Origin of the sequence: Mesorhizobium shonense, assembly GCF_040545255.1 — a bacterium.
Taxonomy (GTDB): Bacteria; Pseudomonadota; Alphaproteobacteria; order Rhizobiales; family Rhizobiaceae; genus Mesorhizobium; species Mesorhizobium shonense.
Window position 1 is genome coordinate 232881 of the sequence record NZ_JBEPLM010000012.1, and the last position, 15248, is coordinate 248128.

A 15248-nucleotide genomic window follows, 5' to 3' on the forward strand; every position below is an offset into this window, starting at 1 on the left:
TGCGGCCCTCGATGGTTGACCACCTTTATGGGCAAGTCTCCGTGCCAACACAATGGCGAGGCCAATCCATCACGGCCACTGGCACATCACCTAATCGTAAATTAGCCAACTAACTTATTGCCTTACGCCGCGATCTTCAGCGCTCCCGGACCCGGAATCGCGCCCGGCGGGCACTTGCCCAAAATGATCATGCCGAGCACCTCGTCCTGCGTCACGTCGCTGGTGCGGGCGGTGCCCACCACTTGGCCGTTCTTCATCACGCAGACCCGGTCGGCCAGCTCGAACACGTCGTGGATGTCGTGACTGATCAGGAAGATGCCGATGCCGTCGGCCTTGAGCTGCCGCACCAGTTCGCCGACCTGGGCCGTCTCCTGGGGACCGAGGGCCGCGGTCGGTTCGTCCATGATCAGGATGCGGGCATTGAACAGGATCGCGCGGGCGATCGCCACCGACTGCCTTTGCCCGCCGGACAGCTTGATCACCGGCTCCTTGAAGCGCTGGAAGCGCGGATTGAGCCGGCCCATCACCTTGCGCGCCTCGGCCTCCATGGCGACGTCGTCGAGCGTGCCCCAGGCGGTCATCAGCTCGCGGCCGAGGAACAGATTGGCGGCGGCGTCGACATTGTCGGCAAGCGCCAGCGTCTGGTAGATCGTCTCGATGCCGTATTTCTTGGCGTCGCGCGGGTTGGAGATCGGTGCCTCCTCGCCGTTGACGAAGATCTGCCCGGCATCGCGCTTGTAGGCGCCGGACAGGATCTTGATCAGCGTCGACTTGCCGGCGCCGTTGTGGCCGAGCAGCGCCACCACTTCGCCGGGGAAGAGATCGATGGATGCGTCGTCGACGGCGCGGATGCCGCCAAAGGCGATCGAGATGTTGCGCATGTCGACCAGCGGGACGTCCGCGGGAGCGGTGTTCTCAGCCATGATCCATCTCCTCCCTGCCTGATCAGACGCGCTTGCGGTAGATGGTGTCGAGCCAGACCGCGACGACCAGCACCGCGCCGACGACGATGCTCTGCAGCGGCGAGTCGACGCCGAGCAGCACCATGCCGGACTGCAGCGACTGCATCAAAAGCGCGCCAAGCATGGCGCCGAGCACGGTTCCGGAACCGCCGGCAAGCGAGGTGCCGCCGATGACCGCCGCGGCTATGACCAGCAGCTCGTCCAGCGTGCCCAGCGCGTTGGTCGATGAATTCTGCCTGGCGGACGAGATGGCCGCAGCGATCGTCGCCAGCACACCCATGATCATGAACACCTTCATGGTGATCCAGCGCGTGTTGATGCCGGCAAGGTTCGCCGCCTCCGGATTGCCGCCGATGGCAAAGACATAGCGGCCGAAGCGGGTGCGCTTGGTGATGAAGGTCATGATCAAGCCGACCGCGACCGCCATGAGCACCGGAATGGCGATGCCATGGGCGATGAACAGGCCGCCTTCGGGAACGGTGATGTTGTTGGCGGCGGCGTAGCGGTTCACGATGCCGACCGGCCACGGATAGGAGTTGGCGAGCCACACCGCGCCCATGATGACCGCGCAGCTGACGGCGCCGAGCAGCGTCTCGGCCCAGATCGGGCGCAGCGGGAAACGGAAGCGCTTGCGCTGCACCCGGCCGTTGAACAGCGCAAACACCACCGCCAGGCAGGCGCCGACGCCGACGACCCAGCTCCATCTGGCGCCGATCGAGCCGGCCGGTCCGCCGCCCATGAGCTGGAAGGTGGCGTCGAGCGGCGCCACCGTCTGGCCGCTGGTGACCCACCAGGCAGCGCCGCGCCAGACCAGCAAGCCACCCAGCGTTACGATGAAGGCCGGCACTTCGAGATAGGCGATGACGAAGCCCTGGAAGGCGCCGATCAGCAACCCGAGTGCCAGGCCGATCAACAGCGCCAGCACCCAGATCCACGGATTGCCGAGCTCGAGCCCGACCATGCGCACCAGGAAATGCACCTGGGCAAAGCCCATCACCATGCCGATCAGCCCCTCGGCCGAGCCGACGGAGAGGTCGATATTGCGCATGACGATGACCAGCACCATGCCGGAGGCCATGATCGCCACGGCCGAAGTCTGCACCGACAGGTTCCAGAGATTGCGCGGCGTAAGGAACGTGCGGCTGTCGAAATCGAGCGGATTGACGCCGAGCCGCAGGCTCGAAATGACGTGCAGGCCGATCCAGATGATCAAAAGCGCGCCGACCATGCCGAGCATGCGCGTGTCGAGTTCGGTCGCCTTGAGGAAGCGCCCGACGGCGCTGAGTTCGGAGGCCCGCGCGCGATCGGCGGCCGGGTTGGCCGGCGTATCAGAGGTCGTATCGGTCATGATCTCCTCCCACCGGCTTGCCGTCTGGCGCGGATGCCGGGCCACGATGCTAGAGCAATTCCAGGAAAAGTGTGTAGCCCGTCCGGAATTGCATGAAAACCAAGCGGCTGCAGCTGTTCGACGACCCTGCCGGACGATGAGCTGCTCCAAAGACTTTCCCGGTTTATGTGCAGCGGGAAACCTTGTTGAGAAACGCCGCGGCCTCTGGGCCGCGGCGTCAGGATTCGGACAGGCGTCGGTCGGCTTAATTGCAGACCGCGACACTGCCGGCGGCAGCGCCGGCGCAGACCTCGTCCTTCTTGATCCAGCCGGCGTCGATGACAACGTTGAGATTGTCCTTGGTGATCGCGACCGGGGTCAGGAACAGCGACTTGACGGTGTTGCCGCCAGGCGTCGTGAAGTCCTTGGCGCCGGCGATATCGGCCATCTTCTTGCCGTCGGCGAGCTGCGAGGCGATCTCGGCGGCGTTCTTGCCGAGCTCGCGCGCATCCTTCCACACCGACACCGTCTGCGTGCCGAGCGCGATGCGGTTGAGCGCGGCATGGTCGCCGTCCTGGCCGGAGACCGGAACGGTGCCGGCCAGGCCTTGAGCCGTCAGCGCGGCGACGACGCCGCCGGCGGTGCCGTCATTGGCCGCCACCACCGCGTCGACCTTGTTGTCGTTGGCGGTCAGGAACTGCTCCATGTTCTTCTGCGCGTTGGCAGGCAGCCAGCCGTCGGTATAGGCCTCGCCGACATTCTTGACCTTGCCGCTGTCGATGGCCTCCTTCAGCACTTCCATCGAGCCCGAGAACAGGAAATCGGCATTCGGATCGGAGCCCGAGCCCTTGATGAAGACGTAGTTGCCTTCGGGCTTGGCCTTGAACACCTCGCGGGCCTGCATGCGGCCGACTTCCTTGTTGTCGAAGGTCAGGTAGAACACGTCCTTGTTCTCGATCAGGCGGTCGTAGCCGACGACCGGAATGCCTTCGTCCAGCGCCTTCTGCACCGCCGGGCCGATCGCGGAAGCGTCCTGCGCCAGGATGATCAGCGCGTTGGCGCCCTGCGAGATCAGGCTCTCGACGTCGGTCAGCTGCTTGCCCGGATTGGACTGCGCGTCGGCCGAGATATATTTGTCGCCGGCGGCCTCGATGGCCTTCTTCATCGCCGCCTCGTCGGTCTTCCAGCGCTCTTCCTGGAAATTCGACCACGAGACGCCGATCACCTTGTCCTTCGCCTCTGCGACCGACGCCAGCGTCAGCGACATGGCGACACCCGCCAGAACGGCGGCTGCGAATCTCTTCATGATTTCCTCCCTGCGCCCTTGCGGCGCGACCCAAACTGGCCCGAAGACCGGTACAGAGGCTTTTTTTCGAGCCTCGAAAAAATACTGATGCAACGCCGAAGCGCTGTCAACTGCGATTCTGATGGTTTTTGAGGTGCCGCAAACTTTTTTTCGAGCTCCGCAATAAATAATGACAGTCCCGGCAGCTTCTGCCAGTATCCCTGGCACGTCGGCGACGGCCCATGGCATGATGAGAAGGCCGCGACGCCCGGGAGGAAGGAAGAGATGTCGGTCGGAATCCGCCACGACGACCTGCGCCGGCGCAACCGCGCCATGGTGCTCTCGGCCGTGCGCCGGGCCGGCCAGCCGTCGCGCACGGAAATCGCCGCGACCACCGGGCTCAGCCACTCGACGATTTCGGCGATCTCGGCAGACCTCATCCAGGAAGGCATCCTGGCCGAGAGCAAGCCGAGCGAGACCGCGTCGCTGAAGCGCGGCCGGCCGCAGGTCGGCCTCGCCCTCAACCCCGAGGCGGCCGCGGTGGTGACGGTGGTGCTGTCGCTGAATTTCCTCTCCGTCGCCGTCATCGACTATGCCGGCCAGGTCATCGCCGAGGAGCAACGGCGTCTCGACACCCTCACCATGCCGCGCGACGAGCTGATCGGCGAATGCACGGCGATCGTCCGGCGCCGGCTGGAAGACCCCGATCTCGATGTCGCCAGCGTCGCGCGCATCGCCATGGGCATCCAGGGCATCACCGATTCCCATGCCCGCGCCATGCTGTGGTCGCCGATCACGCCTTTGACCGACATTCCCTTTGCCGACATCCTGGAAAAGGAGTTCGGCATTCCCGCCACCATGGAGAACGACTGCAACATGATGGCGGTGGCGCTGCAATGGCGCGACCCCGACCGCTATCGCGACAATTTCATCGCCATCCTGCTCTCGCACGGCATCGGCATGGGCCTGGTGCTGAAGGGCGAGCTGTTCACCGGCACCCATTCTTCCGGCGGTGAGTTCGGCCACATGATCCACCGCCCGGGCGGCGCGCTTTGCCGTTGCGGACGCCGCGGCTGCGTCGAGGCCTACGCCGGCAACTACGCCATCTGGCGCAGCGCCATGAAGATGAGCGAGGACGCCGAGCCGGTCGACGTCGGCGACGCCGACATGCGGGCTCTTGCCGCGAAGGCGCGTGAAAAAGACGGGCCGGAGCGCGAGGCCTATCGCCGGGCGGGCGAGGCGCTCGGCTTTGGGCTGGGCAGCCTGTTCGCGCTGATCGACCCGGCGCCGGTCGCCATGGTCGGCGTCAGCGCGGCGGCTTTCGACCTGATCGAGCCGGCGCTGCGGGAAGCCATCGCCCAGACCGCCGGCGGCCAGCACTCCAAATCGATCTCCTTCGACACCGAGCCGAACGAATTGCCGCTGATCCGCGAAGGCTGCGCCATGCGCGCGCTGAGCTTCGTCGACCAGGAGATTTTCGCGCCGGGCGCCCAAGCGCGAGCGGGGATGGGCAAGAACGTAGCCTGATCAGCCTTGAAGTGATCGTTGGGTTCCGTGTCCTGCCAGGCGCCGGAGATTAGCGAAAGCCCCGCAGCTTCGTCATTCCAGGGCGAAGCAGGAGCGAAGCTCCGTCGCGGAGACCCTGGAATCCATGCCGTTACCTCGGACGCAGGGCGCGGAGCAGAATTCTGCACCGCCGCGGCGCGTGGAAGTCACGGCATGGATCCTCGGGTCTTCGCCGCGTCGCTACGCTCCTTGCTCCGCCCGTGGATGACGAAGCAAAAGCGTCTCGGCTACTCCCCAGCGTGGATGTTGGAAGTGCATAACCTGTCAGAACATCGGTGCCTGAAACTTAATCCTCGCGGATCGCGTAGCCAGCCCCGCGTATCGTGCGGATGACGTCGGGCATGCGGCCGTTGTTGACCGCCTTGCGCAGGCGTCCGACATGCACGTCCACGGTGCGCTCGTCGATATAGATCGTCTCGCCCCAGACATTGTCGAGCAGCTGGCTGCGCGAGAACACGCGGCCGGGATGCCGCATCATGAATTCGAGCAGCCGGAACTCGGTTGGGCCGAGCCTGATCTCGCTCTTCTTGCGGTAGACGCGGTGCGATTCACGGTCGAGCACGATGTCGCCGACCTTGAGCACGCTGGACAGCACCTCCGGCTTGGCACGGCGCAACAGCGCCTTGACCCTGGCCATGAATTCCGGCGTCGAGAACGGCTTGACCAGGTAGTCGTCGGCCCCCGTCGAGAGGCCGCGCACCCTGTCGCTTTCCTCGCCGCGCGCGGTCAGCATGATGATCGGCAGCCGTTCGGTCTCCGGCCGCATCCTGAGGCGCCGGCAAAGCTCGATGCCGGAAACCGCCGGCACCATCCAGTCGAGCACCAGAAGGTCGGGCACGTTCTCCTGCAGGCGGATCTCGGCCTCGTCGCCGCGGGTCACCACCTCGACCTGATAACCCTCGGATTCGAGATTGTAGCGGAGCAGCACCCCCAGCGGCTCCTCGTCCTCCACCACCATGATGCGTGGGGCGATCATTTGTCAGGCACCTTTGCTCAGGCCGCCGGCGCCGACATCGCCGTCTCGTCCTGCTTCGGACGATTCGCGGGCAATTGGGTGCCGGTCAGCACGTAATAGGCATTCTCGGCGATGTTGGTGACATGGTCGCCGATGCGCTCCAGATTCTTGGCGCAGAACAGGAGATGCGTACAGGCCGTGATGTTGCGCGGATCCTCCATCATGTAGGTCAAAAGCTCGCGGAAGACGGAGGTGTATTTGACGTCGACGCGCTCGTCGTCGTTCCGGAGCTTGGCAAGCGCCGTGGCGTCGCCCGCGGTGTACTCCTCGATCACGCCCTGGACCTGGATCAGCACCAGCTGCGCCATCGAGTCGATGGAATGCGACAGGTCGCGCGGCGCCGCGCTGACGCCGACCGAGCCGACCCGCTTGGCGATGTTCTTGGCGAGATCGCCGATGCGCTCGAGGTCGCCGGCCATGCGGATCGCGCCGACCACGCTGCGCAGGTCGTCGGCCATCGGCTGGCGCTTGGCGATCAGCGTGATGGCGCGGTCGTCGAGCTCGCGCTGGCGCGCGTCCATGATGGCGTCGTCGGAGACGACGCGCTGCGCCAAAGCATTGTCGGAATTGAGCAGAGCCTTGGTCGAGGCGCCGACCATCGAGCCGGCAAGATCGCCCATGTCACGGATGAGCCGGCTGATCTGCCCGAGATCCTCGTCGAAGGAAGCGACCGTATGGGCCATGATTTATGTCCTCGTATGAACTCAGCCGAAGCGGCCGGTGATGTAGTCCTGCGTGCGCTTCTCGCGGGGCGAGGTGAAGATCTTCTCGGTCCGGTCGAACTCGACCAGCTCGCCCAAATACATGAACGCCGTCTGCCGCGACACGCGCGCCGCCTGCTGCATGTTGTGGGTGACGATCACGATCGTGTAGTCGGCCTGCAGTTCGTCGATCAGTTCCTCGATCTTGGCGGTCGACAAAGGATCGAGCGCCGAGGCCGGCTCGTCGAGCAGGATGACCTCCGGCTTCACCGCCACCGTGCGGGCGATGCAGAGCCGCTGCTGCTGGCCGCCGGAAAGGCTCTGGCCGCTGGCGTTGAGCTTGTCCTTGACCTCGTTCCACAGCGCCGCGCGCTTCAGCGCCTGCTCGACGCGGTTGTCCATCTCGGCCTTGCTGATCTTCTCATACAGCCTGACGCCGAAGGCGATGTTCTCGTAGATCGACATCGGGAACGGCGTCGGCTTCTGGAACACCATGCCGATCTTGGTCCTGAGCAGGTTGAGGTCCTGCGAACGGTCGAGGATGTTCTTGCCGTCGAGCAGCACCTGGCCCTCGGCGCTCTGCTTCGGATAGAGCTCGTAGATGCGGTTCAGCACGCGCAGCAGCGTCGACTTCCCGCAGCCCGACGGCCCGATGAAGGCGGTGACGCTGCGTTCGGGCAGCGACAGGTTGATGTCCTTCAGCGCCTTCGACTGGCCATAGTAGAAGTTGAGGTTCTTGACCTCGATCTTGGCCTTCTCGACGGCAGTGTCGGCTACGTTCAGGTCGGTGGACAACATCGGTTTCATCTGTCCTCTCTGCGTCCGGTAAGGCTGCGGGCGAAGATGCTCAGCCCGAGAACCGTCAGGGTGATTATGAGTGCGCCCGTCCAGGCCAACTGCTGCCATTCCTCATAGGGGCTGAGCGCAAACTGGAAGATGGTCACCGGCAGGCTGGCCATCGGCGCGTTGAGATTGCTCGACCAGAACTGGTTGTTGAGCGCGGTGAAGAGCAGCGGCGCCGTCTCGCCGGAAATGCGGGCGATGGCCAGCAAAATGCCGGTGACGATGCCGGACAGTGCGGCGCGATAGGCGACCGAACGGATCACCACCCAGCGCGGCGCGCCGATGGCGGTGCCGGCTTCGCGCAGCGCGTTGGGCACCAGGTTGAGCATGTCCTCGGTGGTGCGCACCACGACGGGGATCACCAGGATGGACAGCGCAACCGCGCCGGCGATCGCCGAGAAATGCCCCATCGGGCGCACCATCAGCTCATACACGAACAGGCCGACGATGATCGACGGCGCCGACAACAGGATGTCGTTGATGAAACGCACCACCGTGGTGAGACGCGAGAAGCGCCCGTATTCGGCCATGTAGGTTCCGGCAAGCACGCCGATCGGCGTGCCGACGATGATGCCGATGATGGTCATCACGATGCTGCCGTAGATGGCGTTGAGCAGGCCGCCGGCGTCGCCCGGCGGCGGCGTCATTTCCGTGAACACCGAAAGCGAGACGCCGGAGAGCCCCTTGTAGAGCAGCGCGCCGAGGATCAGCGCCAGCCAGGCGAGGCCGATGCCGGCCGCGATGACGCACAGCGCCATCATCACGGCATTCTTGCGCTTGCGGCGTCGGTGGAGCGATGCGGCTGTCGACATCGGTCAGGCTCCCGTGCGGCTATCGATGCGCAACAGCATGTAGCGTGCGAGCGCGAGGATGACGAAGGTGATGATGAACAGGATCAGGCCGAGCGACACCAGCGAGGATGTATAGAGCTCGCCGTCGGCTTCGGTGAATTCGTTGGCGATGGTCGCCGAGATCGTCGTGCCCGGCGCAAACAGCGAGGCGCTGATGCGATGCGCGTTGCCGATGACGAAGGTGACGGCCATCGTCTCGCCGAGCGCGCGGCCAAGTCCGAGCATGACGCCGCCCATGATGCCGACGCGGGTATAGGGGATGGTCACGCGCCGGGTCACTTCCCAGGTCGTGCAGCCGATGCCGTAGGCCGATTCCTTCAGCACCGCCGGCACCGTATCGAACACGTCCTTGGTGATCGAGGTGATGAAAGGCAGCACCATGATGGCGAGGATGAGCGACGACGTCAGCAGGCCGATGCCGTAGGGTGGACCGGCAAACAGGCTGGAGAGGCCTGGTATGCCGTGGAAAAGATTGATGATGAAGGGTTGCACCGTCGTCTGCAGGAACGGCGCGAAGACGAACAGGCCCCAGATGCCGTAGATGATCGAGGGAATGCCGGCGAGCAGCTCGACCGCGATGCCGATCGGCCGCCTGAGCGGGCGCGGGCAGAGCTCGGTCAGGAAGACGGCGATGCCGATGCCGATCGGCACGGCGATGAGAATGGCGATGGCAGAGGTTACGATGGTCCCGTAGATCGGCGCCAGGGCGCCGAAATTCTCGGTGACCGGGTTCCAGGATTCGGTGGTCAGGAAGGAGAAGCCGAACTTCGACAGCGCCTCCCACGAGCCGGCGATCAGCGAGATCGCGACCCCGCCGAGCAGGACCAGCACGAGGATGGCGGAAAGGCGCGTGGCCGTGCGGAAGATCGTGTCGGTGAGGGCGAAGCGGCGCACGGTCGCTTCTCTGGTCCGCATGGCGGACGATGTCACGGCTTCGGAAACGGCTGTCATTTCGCCCCTCGCATTTCGAAAGAGACGGGAGGGCGCTGGAGGCGCCCTCCCCATTCCGTAGCAATTACATGCCGGAGTAGAGCGGCTTGCCGTTGCTGTCGACGATGTCCTTGCCCCACATTTCCTCGACGCTCTTCACGACCGCGTCGGGCATCGCAACATAGTCGAGCTCGGCAGCCATGTCGTCGCCCTTGGCGTAGGACCAGGCGAAGAACTTGAGCGCTTCGCCGGTGGCGGCCGCATCGTCGGGCTTCTTGTAGACGAGGATCCAGGTGGCCGACGTCATCGGCCAGGATTCGGCGCCCGGCTGGTTGGCCAGGATGACGCCGTAACCCGGCTGCGAGCTCCAGTCGGCATTGGCTGCGGCGGCCGAGAACGCCGCTGCGGTCGGCTCGACCTTCTTGCCGTCCTTGTTGATCAGGTCGGTGTAGGTGAGCTTGTTCTGCTTGGCATAGGCGTATTCGACATAGCCTATCGCGCCACCGGTCTGCGAGACGTTGTTGGCGACGCCTTCGTTGCCCTTGGCGCCGATGCCCACCGGCCACTCGAGCGCCTTGTCGACGCCAACCTTCGACTTCCAGTCGGCGCTGACATCGCCCAGATAGTAGCTGAAGTTGAACGTGGTGCCCGAGCCGTCCGAACGGTGGACGACCGCGATCGCCTGGTCGGGCAGCTTGACGTCGGGATTGAGCTTCTTGATCGCCGCGTCGTTCCAGTTGGTGATCTTGCCGATGAAGATGTCGGCCAGCGTCGGACCGTCGAGCACGAGCTCGCCCGGCTTGACGCCTTCGAGATTGACGACCGGAACGATGCCGCCCATCACCATCGGGAACTGCGCCAGCCCGGTGGACTCAAGTTCATCGCCCTTGAGCGGCGCATCGGAAGCGCCGAAGGTCACGGTCTTGGCCTTGATCTGCTTGATGCCGCCGCCGGAGCCGATCGACTGGTAGTTCAGACCAGTGCCGGTCTCCTTCTTGTAGGCGTCGGCCCACTTGGCATAGATCGGATAGGGGAAGGTGGCGCCGGCGCCGGAGATATCGGCAGCCATCGCGGCGGAAACGCTAAGGGTCGATGCCGCAGCCATTGCAATCGCAACGGCCGCCGAGCGGATGAAATGTCTCATGTGGCCTGCTCCTGTTCGGAATATGGTCTCTTGGCACCGCCTTCTGCCGGCGCCCGGTGTGGGCAATAGCCCTCGATTATTACAGTCGCATGACAGTTTCGTGTCAGCCCGGTAACGTCCGAACAGGGATAGCTGGAGAGGCCTGCGGCCGCCTTTTGCCGGCCAGCCGGAGTTTGCCGCGAGAATCAGCAACTTGTCTGACTTTTGAATCAAAAAATTATCCCGGCGGCCGAAATTTCGGCCGCCGGGAAATAAAAGCCGGACGAGAGCGCGTTGCCCGAATGCCAGAGCGGATCATGGCATAGCCATCGCCGAAAACAGGTCCGTTGGGGTAGAGTCGACGCTGTTCCTTGCCGGCGGTCGCTGCTCCCGCCCGTAACCGAAGGGCGGAATCGACAGCCGCTATTGTTCCGGCTCGGCTTTCGCTTTGATATGGTGCGATCACACCATACGTCTGCGGACGATGCCCGTGAATGACGCCGCTAACAGCCGTCTGTTAGCCGGCGCTGCGCCGGGCTTCCGCGTCGGACCCGAGCCATCTTTCGAGCTTCTCGAGCAGCGCCTTCGGGCTGATCGGCTTCGGCAGATAGTCGTCCATACCGGCTTCCAGACAGCGTTCGCGGTCCCCTTTCAGCGCGTGCGCCGTGACGCCGACGATCGGCACACGCGTCCCCATCTCGGCTTCGAGTTGGCGGATGGCCGCGGTCGCCTCCAGCCCGCTCATCTCCGGCATCGACACATCCATCAGGATCATGCGCGGATTGAGCTTGCCGAAGGCGTCGAGCGCCTTGCGGCCATTGCCGACGATCTCGAAATGATAGCCGGTCTCGCCGAGGATTTGCGTGAACACCAGCTGGTTCACCTCATTGTCCTCGGCGACGAGGATGTCGAGCCCGCGCTCCACGCCGGCCGGGCGCGGACGCGCGCGGACGGGCGGCGGCTGTAGCAGGGCACGATTCGACGTCGCCGCGGACACCTGCACCTGCGATGGTTGCGGCGGCAAGCCATGCACGGGGCCGGCGCCAGTTACCACCAGCGGATCGGTGGCCGCGGTGCTGTGGCGATGGCGCTGGATGGTGGCGACCAGGGTCTCCAAAAGGATGGAGGAGCGCGCCGGCTTGATCAGCTGCGCATCGATGCCGAGATCGCGATAGGCTGCGCTGGCGAGCGACTGGTCGACCGAGGTCAGCATGATGATCGGCGTGTGCGCGAGGCCGGCGGTGTTGCGCAGGATGCGTGCCATTTCGGCGCCGGTCATGCCCGGCATCTGGTAGTCGAGCACGACGCAGTCGACAGGCACGCCGTAGGCGGCGGCGGCGATCAGCACCTTCAGTCCCTCGGCGCCGCTTTCCGCCGCGCAGGAATCGAAGGTCCACGAGGCCATCTGCTCGCTGAGGATCGAGCGGTTGACGGCATTGTCGTCGACGATCAGCACGCGCGCGCCGGTGACGTCGACCGGCATGATCCGCTGCCCGCCCTGTTCGGCCCGCGGCAGCGTGACGGTGAACCAGAAGGTCGAGCCCTTGCCTTCGGCGCTGTCGACGCCGATCTCGCCGCCCATCATCTCGACCAGCCGCGAAGTGATGGCAAGGCCGAGCCCGGTGCCTTCGTGCCGCCTTGTCGAGGAGGTGTCGACCTGGCTGAACTTCTCGAACACCAGCTTCAGCTTGCCCTCGGGAATGCCGATGCCCGTATCGGTGATCGAGATGGTGAGCCTGGTGCCCGCCGGAACCCGCTCGCCGGTGACGTCGACCAGAACGTGGCCCTCGTCGGTGAATTTCACAGCGTTGCCGAGCAGATTGGTGACGATCTGCCTGAGGCGGCCGACATCGCCGACGAATTGCCCGTCGAGCCCCGGCTGGACGCGGACGATGAGCTCCAGGTCCTTTTCCTTGGCGCGCGTCGAAACCAGCGTCGCCACATCCTCGATCGCCTCGGCGAGATTGAAGGGCGCCGGATCGAGGACCAGCTGGCCGGCGTCGATCTTGGAGAAGTCGAGGATGTCGTTGATGATGGTGAGCAGCGCGTTGCCCGATTTGACGATGATGTCGGTGAACGTCTTCTGCTTCGGGTCGAGGTCCGACTTGGCGAGCAGCTCGGCCATGCCGAGCACGCCGTTCATCGGCGTGCGGATTTCATGGCTCATATTGGCGAGGAACTCCGACTTGGCGCGGTCGGCGAGCACGGCGCGCTGGCGCGCCTCGCTAAGCTCGGCCTCGCGCTGTTTCAGTTCCGTTATGTCCGTGGTCGATCCGATCAGATAGAGCGAGCCGTCGGACGCGATCATCGCGCCCTTGCGCGCGAACTGGTGGCGCACGCTGCCATCGGGCATCGTCACCTTTTCCTCGATCTCCTGCGTCTCGCCGGTGCGCAGCACCGCGAGGTCCCCCGCGATGAAGGCTTCGCCGTCCGCGCCGAATATCTCGACATCGGTCTTGCCGATCGCCTCTTCCTTGCTGAAGCCGGTGAGGTCGCACCAGCCCTTGTTGACGTAGAATTGCCTCAGATCCGAGCGCTTGGCGTAGATCGACACCGGCACGTTGTCGATCAGGCTGCGGAACACCTCGTTCTCGCTCATGCTTTCCTTGAGCGCCCGCTCGCGCGCCTTGACGTCGGTGATGTCGGTGCTGGAGCCGACCAGATGCACCGATCCGTCGACGGCGACGAGGCGGCTCTTGCGTGTCATCAGTTGCCGCACCGTGCCGTCGCGATGAGTGACGGGCTCCTCGACCTCGCGCCCATTGCCGGTGGCCACGACCTCGGTGTCGTCATGGCTGTAGCTCTCGGCGTCCCCGGAACCGAAAAGCTGGCGGTCCGTCTTGCCGATGACGTCTTCCTTGGCGATGCCCGTCAGCGCGCACCAGGCCTTGTTGACGAATTCGATGCTGAGATCCTCGGCCTTGATGAAGGCCGCCACCGGCAGTTCGTCCGTGACATGGCGGTAAAGGTCGATCTGGCGCATCGAGTCGCGCAGCGCCTTCTCCCGTGTCTTGAGGTCGGTAATGTCGACACGAACGCCGATGAACGTGCCGTCATCGGTGCGCATGTCGTAGACCTGGTACCAGCGTCCGTCGGCATTGAGCCGCTCATAGGACGAATTGGGCAGGCGGTAACGCTTGAGCATGGCGTCGAGCCAGCGCTCGGTATCGACATTGTAGAGACTATCGATCTCGAGGTCGCCGCTCGACTGGAAATAGCCGACGGAATGCCCGAGTGCGAGCGCCTCGCGGAAGCTGCGGCCCGGCTGCCAGGCCGGCTTCAGGGCCGGCAGCGAGTCCTGCAGCTTGTGGTTGGCGAAGACGAAGCGGTCGTCGCGGTCGTAGATGATGACGCCGGCCGGCAGCGACTCCAGCACCGTGGCGAGATTCTTGCGCGCGTCCTCGGCCTCGGTCTCGCGATGCTTCATGTCGGTGATGTCGACATAGGAGATCAGCCTTTTGCCGCCGGCAAGCGGTGCCAGCGACCCGATCAGCGTGCGGCCGTCATTGCGCGGCAACTGCCTGGAGCCGGCGACGCCTGCCCGGATCTCAGCCTCCCGCTGGGCGATGTGGCGCTGCCATTCCGCTTCGTCGTCGCCATAGGGGTCGGCGTCGCGGCTCGCCGCCATCAGTTCGCGAAAACCGCAGCCGATCGTGGCGCGACGCGGATCGATCTTCCAGAAATCGTAGAAGGCGCGGTTGATGATCTCCGCCCTGAGATCGGCATCGAGGACGATGACGCCGATCGGCATCGAATCGACCATCAAGCGAAGATTGGCGAGCGCTTCCGAAGTCCCCGCCGCCTGCTGTGCTTCGGCCGATGTTTCGCCGCCGCCCGCAACCGTCCTTTGGGAATCGCGCGCGTCGCCCGTCCCGAAAGTCCCGTCCGTATCCGCCATTCCTACCCCCAGGCCGAACCCTCGCCGGTTCGTCGGCGGAATGTGCCCGACAAGCATTAACGATCCGCTAACCTTAACGATTCGCAACCGAACACAGCCGATGCCGTTAATGCCTGTCGCCCAAAAGTGCGCAGCGGTTTTGCGAAAACGACATGCATCGAAAACAAAAGACAAGCGCGTCGTATGGATCCGTTTCAGAGCCGCGCGCGTCAAATCGGACGCTGGTCCGATGCCTGCTGCGGTAATCCGTCCGTTGGCGGACCAGCGCTACCGGGCTATAAAGCCCGTGGGGGTAGATTGCTGATGCTCGGTCGAATGCTGACTTTTGTTCTGTGCCCGGCGCTGCTTGCCGCAAGCGGCTGCGCGCGCAGCGACGACGGCACGGTGATCATTCCACGGCAGCTCGACGTCAGGCGTGTCTGGGACAAGCCTCCGCAGCAGGCGCAGTTAAGCCCGCCGCCTGTCGCCGTCGGCGTCTTTCCAGCGCCGCCCGAGGCGGCAAGATCGGCGCCGCGCAGATATCGGAAGCCGCCTCCGGCAAGGCCGCCGGCGGATGCGCAGCCGCAGGATGCGTCTGCCGGCCCGGAGAAGGCGCTGGCCTGCCGCAATATCAGCGAACCCGGCAAGCGCTTTCGCGTCGTGTGCGACTAGACTAGAGCGGTTCAGCTTTTGACAGAATCGAAGAGGGATTCCGGAGAGGCTGATTTTGTGATTCAAGATGCTGGCTGGATCGGAGGCCAGCATCGG

At 64.6% G+C, this 15248-nt stretch carries 12 protein-coding genes; 2 read left to right on the forward strand and 10 right to left on the reverse strand.

Features of this window, described 5'->3' with window-relative positions; genetic code table 11:
* Positions 1–122: 122 nt before the first annotated feature.
* The 3 genes from ABID26_RS27120 to xylF all read right to left on the reverse strand — a co-directional run bounded on the left by ABID26_RS27120 (position 123) and on the right by xylF (position 3595).
* The gene (locus ABID26_RS27120) at positions 123–923 is read right to left on the reverse strand and encodes an ATP-binding cassette domain-containing protein (protein WP_292299646.1); all 801 of its coding nucleotides are present in this window, start codon (positions 921–923) and stop codon (positions 123–125) included.
* A 22-nt stretch (positions 924–945) separates the two neighbouring features.
* Entirely contained in the window at positions 946–2310 is a 1365-nt protein-coding gene (locus tag ABID26_RS27125) for a sugar ABC transporter permease (RefSeq protein WP_292299645.1), read from the reverse strand.
* A gap of 244 nt (positions 2311–2554) precedes the next feature.
* Positions 2555–3595 (reverse strand): D-xylose ABC transporter substrate-binding protein, encoded by a 1041-nt coding sequence (gene xylF / locus ABID26_RS27130; RefSeq protein ID WP_292299644.1) that lies wholly within the window; start codon positions 3593–3595, stop codon positions 2555–2557.
* A gap of 264 nt (positions 3596–3859) precedes the next feature.
* Here xylF and ABID26_RS27135 point away from each other — a divergent pair, with 264 nt between their 5' ends.
* Positions 3860–5101 carry an ROK family transcriptional regulator gene (locus tag ABID26_RS27135; RefSeq protein ID WP_292299643.1) on the forward strand — a complete coding sequence of 414 codons (1242 nt, stop codon included), beginning with the start codon at positions 3860–3862 and terminating at the stop codon, positions 5099–5101.
* Positions 5102–5426: 325 nt separating this feature from the next.
* Here the strand turns inward: ABID26_RS27135 and phoB are convergent, their stop codons facing one another.
* The 7 genes from phoB to ABID26_RS27170 form a co-directional block, all read right to left on the reverse strand.
* The gene (gene phoB / locus ABID26_RS27140) at positions 5427–6116 is read right to left on the reverse strand and encodes a phosphate regulon transcriptional regulator PhoB (protein WP_010911896.1); all 690 of its coding nucleotides are present in this window, start codon (positions 6114–6116) and stop codon (positions 5427–5429) included.
* Positions 6117–6133: 17 nt separating this feature from the next.
* Positions 6134–6841, reverse strand: coding sequence for a phosphate signaling complex protein PhoU (gene phoU, locus ABID26_RS27145; RefSeq protein ID WP_292299710.1), 708 nt, complete (start codon positions 6839–6841; stop codon positions 6134–6136).
* Positions 6842–6859: 18 nt separating this feature from the next.
* Entirely contained in the window at positions 6860–7663 is an 804-nt protein-coding gene (gene pstB / locus ABID26_RS27150; RefSeq protein ID WP_126097554.1) for a phosphate ABC transporter ATP-binding protein PstB, read from the reverse strand.
* Positions 7660–8511, reverse strand: a complete 852-nt coding sequence (gene pstA, locus ABID26_RS27155; RefSeq protein ID WP_126097553.1) for a phosphate ABC transporter permease PstA — start codon at positions 8509–8511, stop codon at positions 7660–7662. The genes pstB and pstA overlap by 4 nt, the downstream gene beginning before the upstream one ends.
* Before the next feature lie 3 nt (positions 8512–8514).
* Positions 8515–9501 carry a phosphate ABC transporter permease subunit PstC gene (gene pstC / locus ABID26_RS27160; protein WP_292299642.1) on the reverse strand — a complete coding sequence of 329 codons (987 nt, stop codon included), beginning with the start codon at positions 9499–9501 and terminating at the stop codon, positions 8515–8517.
* Between the two features lie 64 nt (positions 9502–9565).
* Positions 9566–10624: a phosphate ABC transporter substrate-binding protein PstS gene (gene pstS, locus ABID26_RS27165; RefSeq protein ID WP_126097551.1), complete on the reverse strand. Its 1059-nt coding sequence runs from the start codon at positions 10622–10624 to the stop codon at positions 9566–9568.
* 496 nt (positions 10625–11120) lie between these two features.
* The gene (locus ABID26_RS27170) at positions 11121–14501 is read right to left on the reverse strand and encodes a response regulator (protein ID WP_354417079.1); all 3381 of its coding nucleotides are present in this window, start codon (positions 14499–14501) and stop codon (positions 11121–11123) included.
* A 315-nt stretch (positions 14502–14816) separates the two neighbouring features.
* Here ABID26_RS27170 and ABID26_RS27175 point away from each other — a divergent pair, with 315 nt between their 5' ends.
* Positions 14817–15152, forward strand: a complete 336-nt coding sequence (locus tag ABID26_RS27175) for a hypothetical protein (protein ID WP_292302819.1) — start codon at positions 14817–14819, stop codon at positions 15150–15152.
* Positions 15153–15248: the final 96 nt, after the last annotated feature.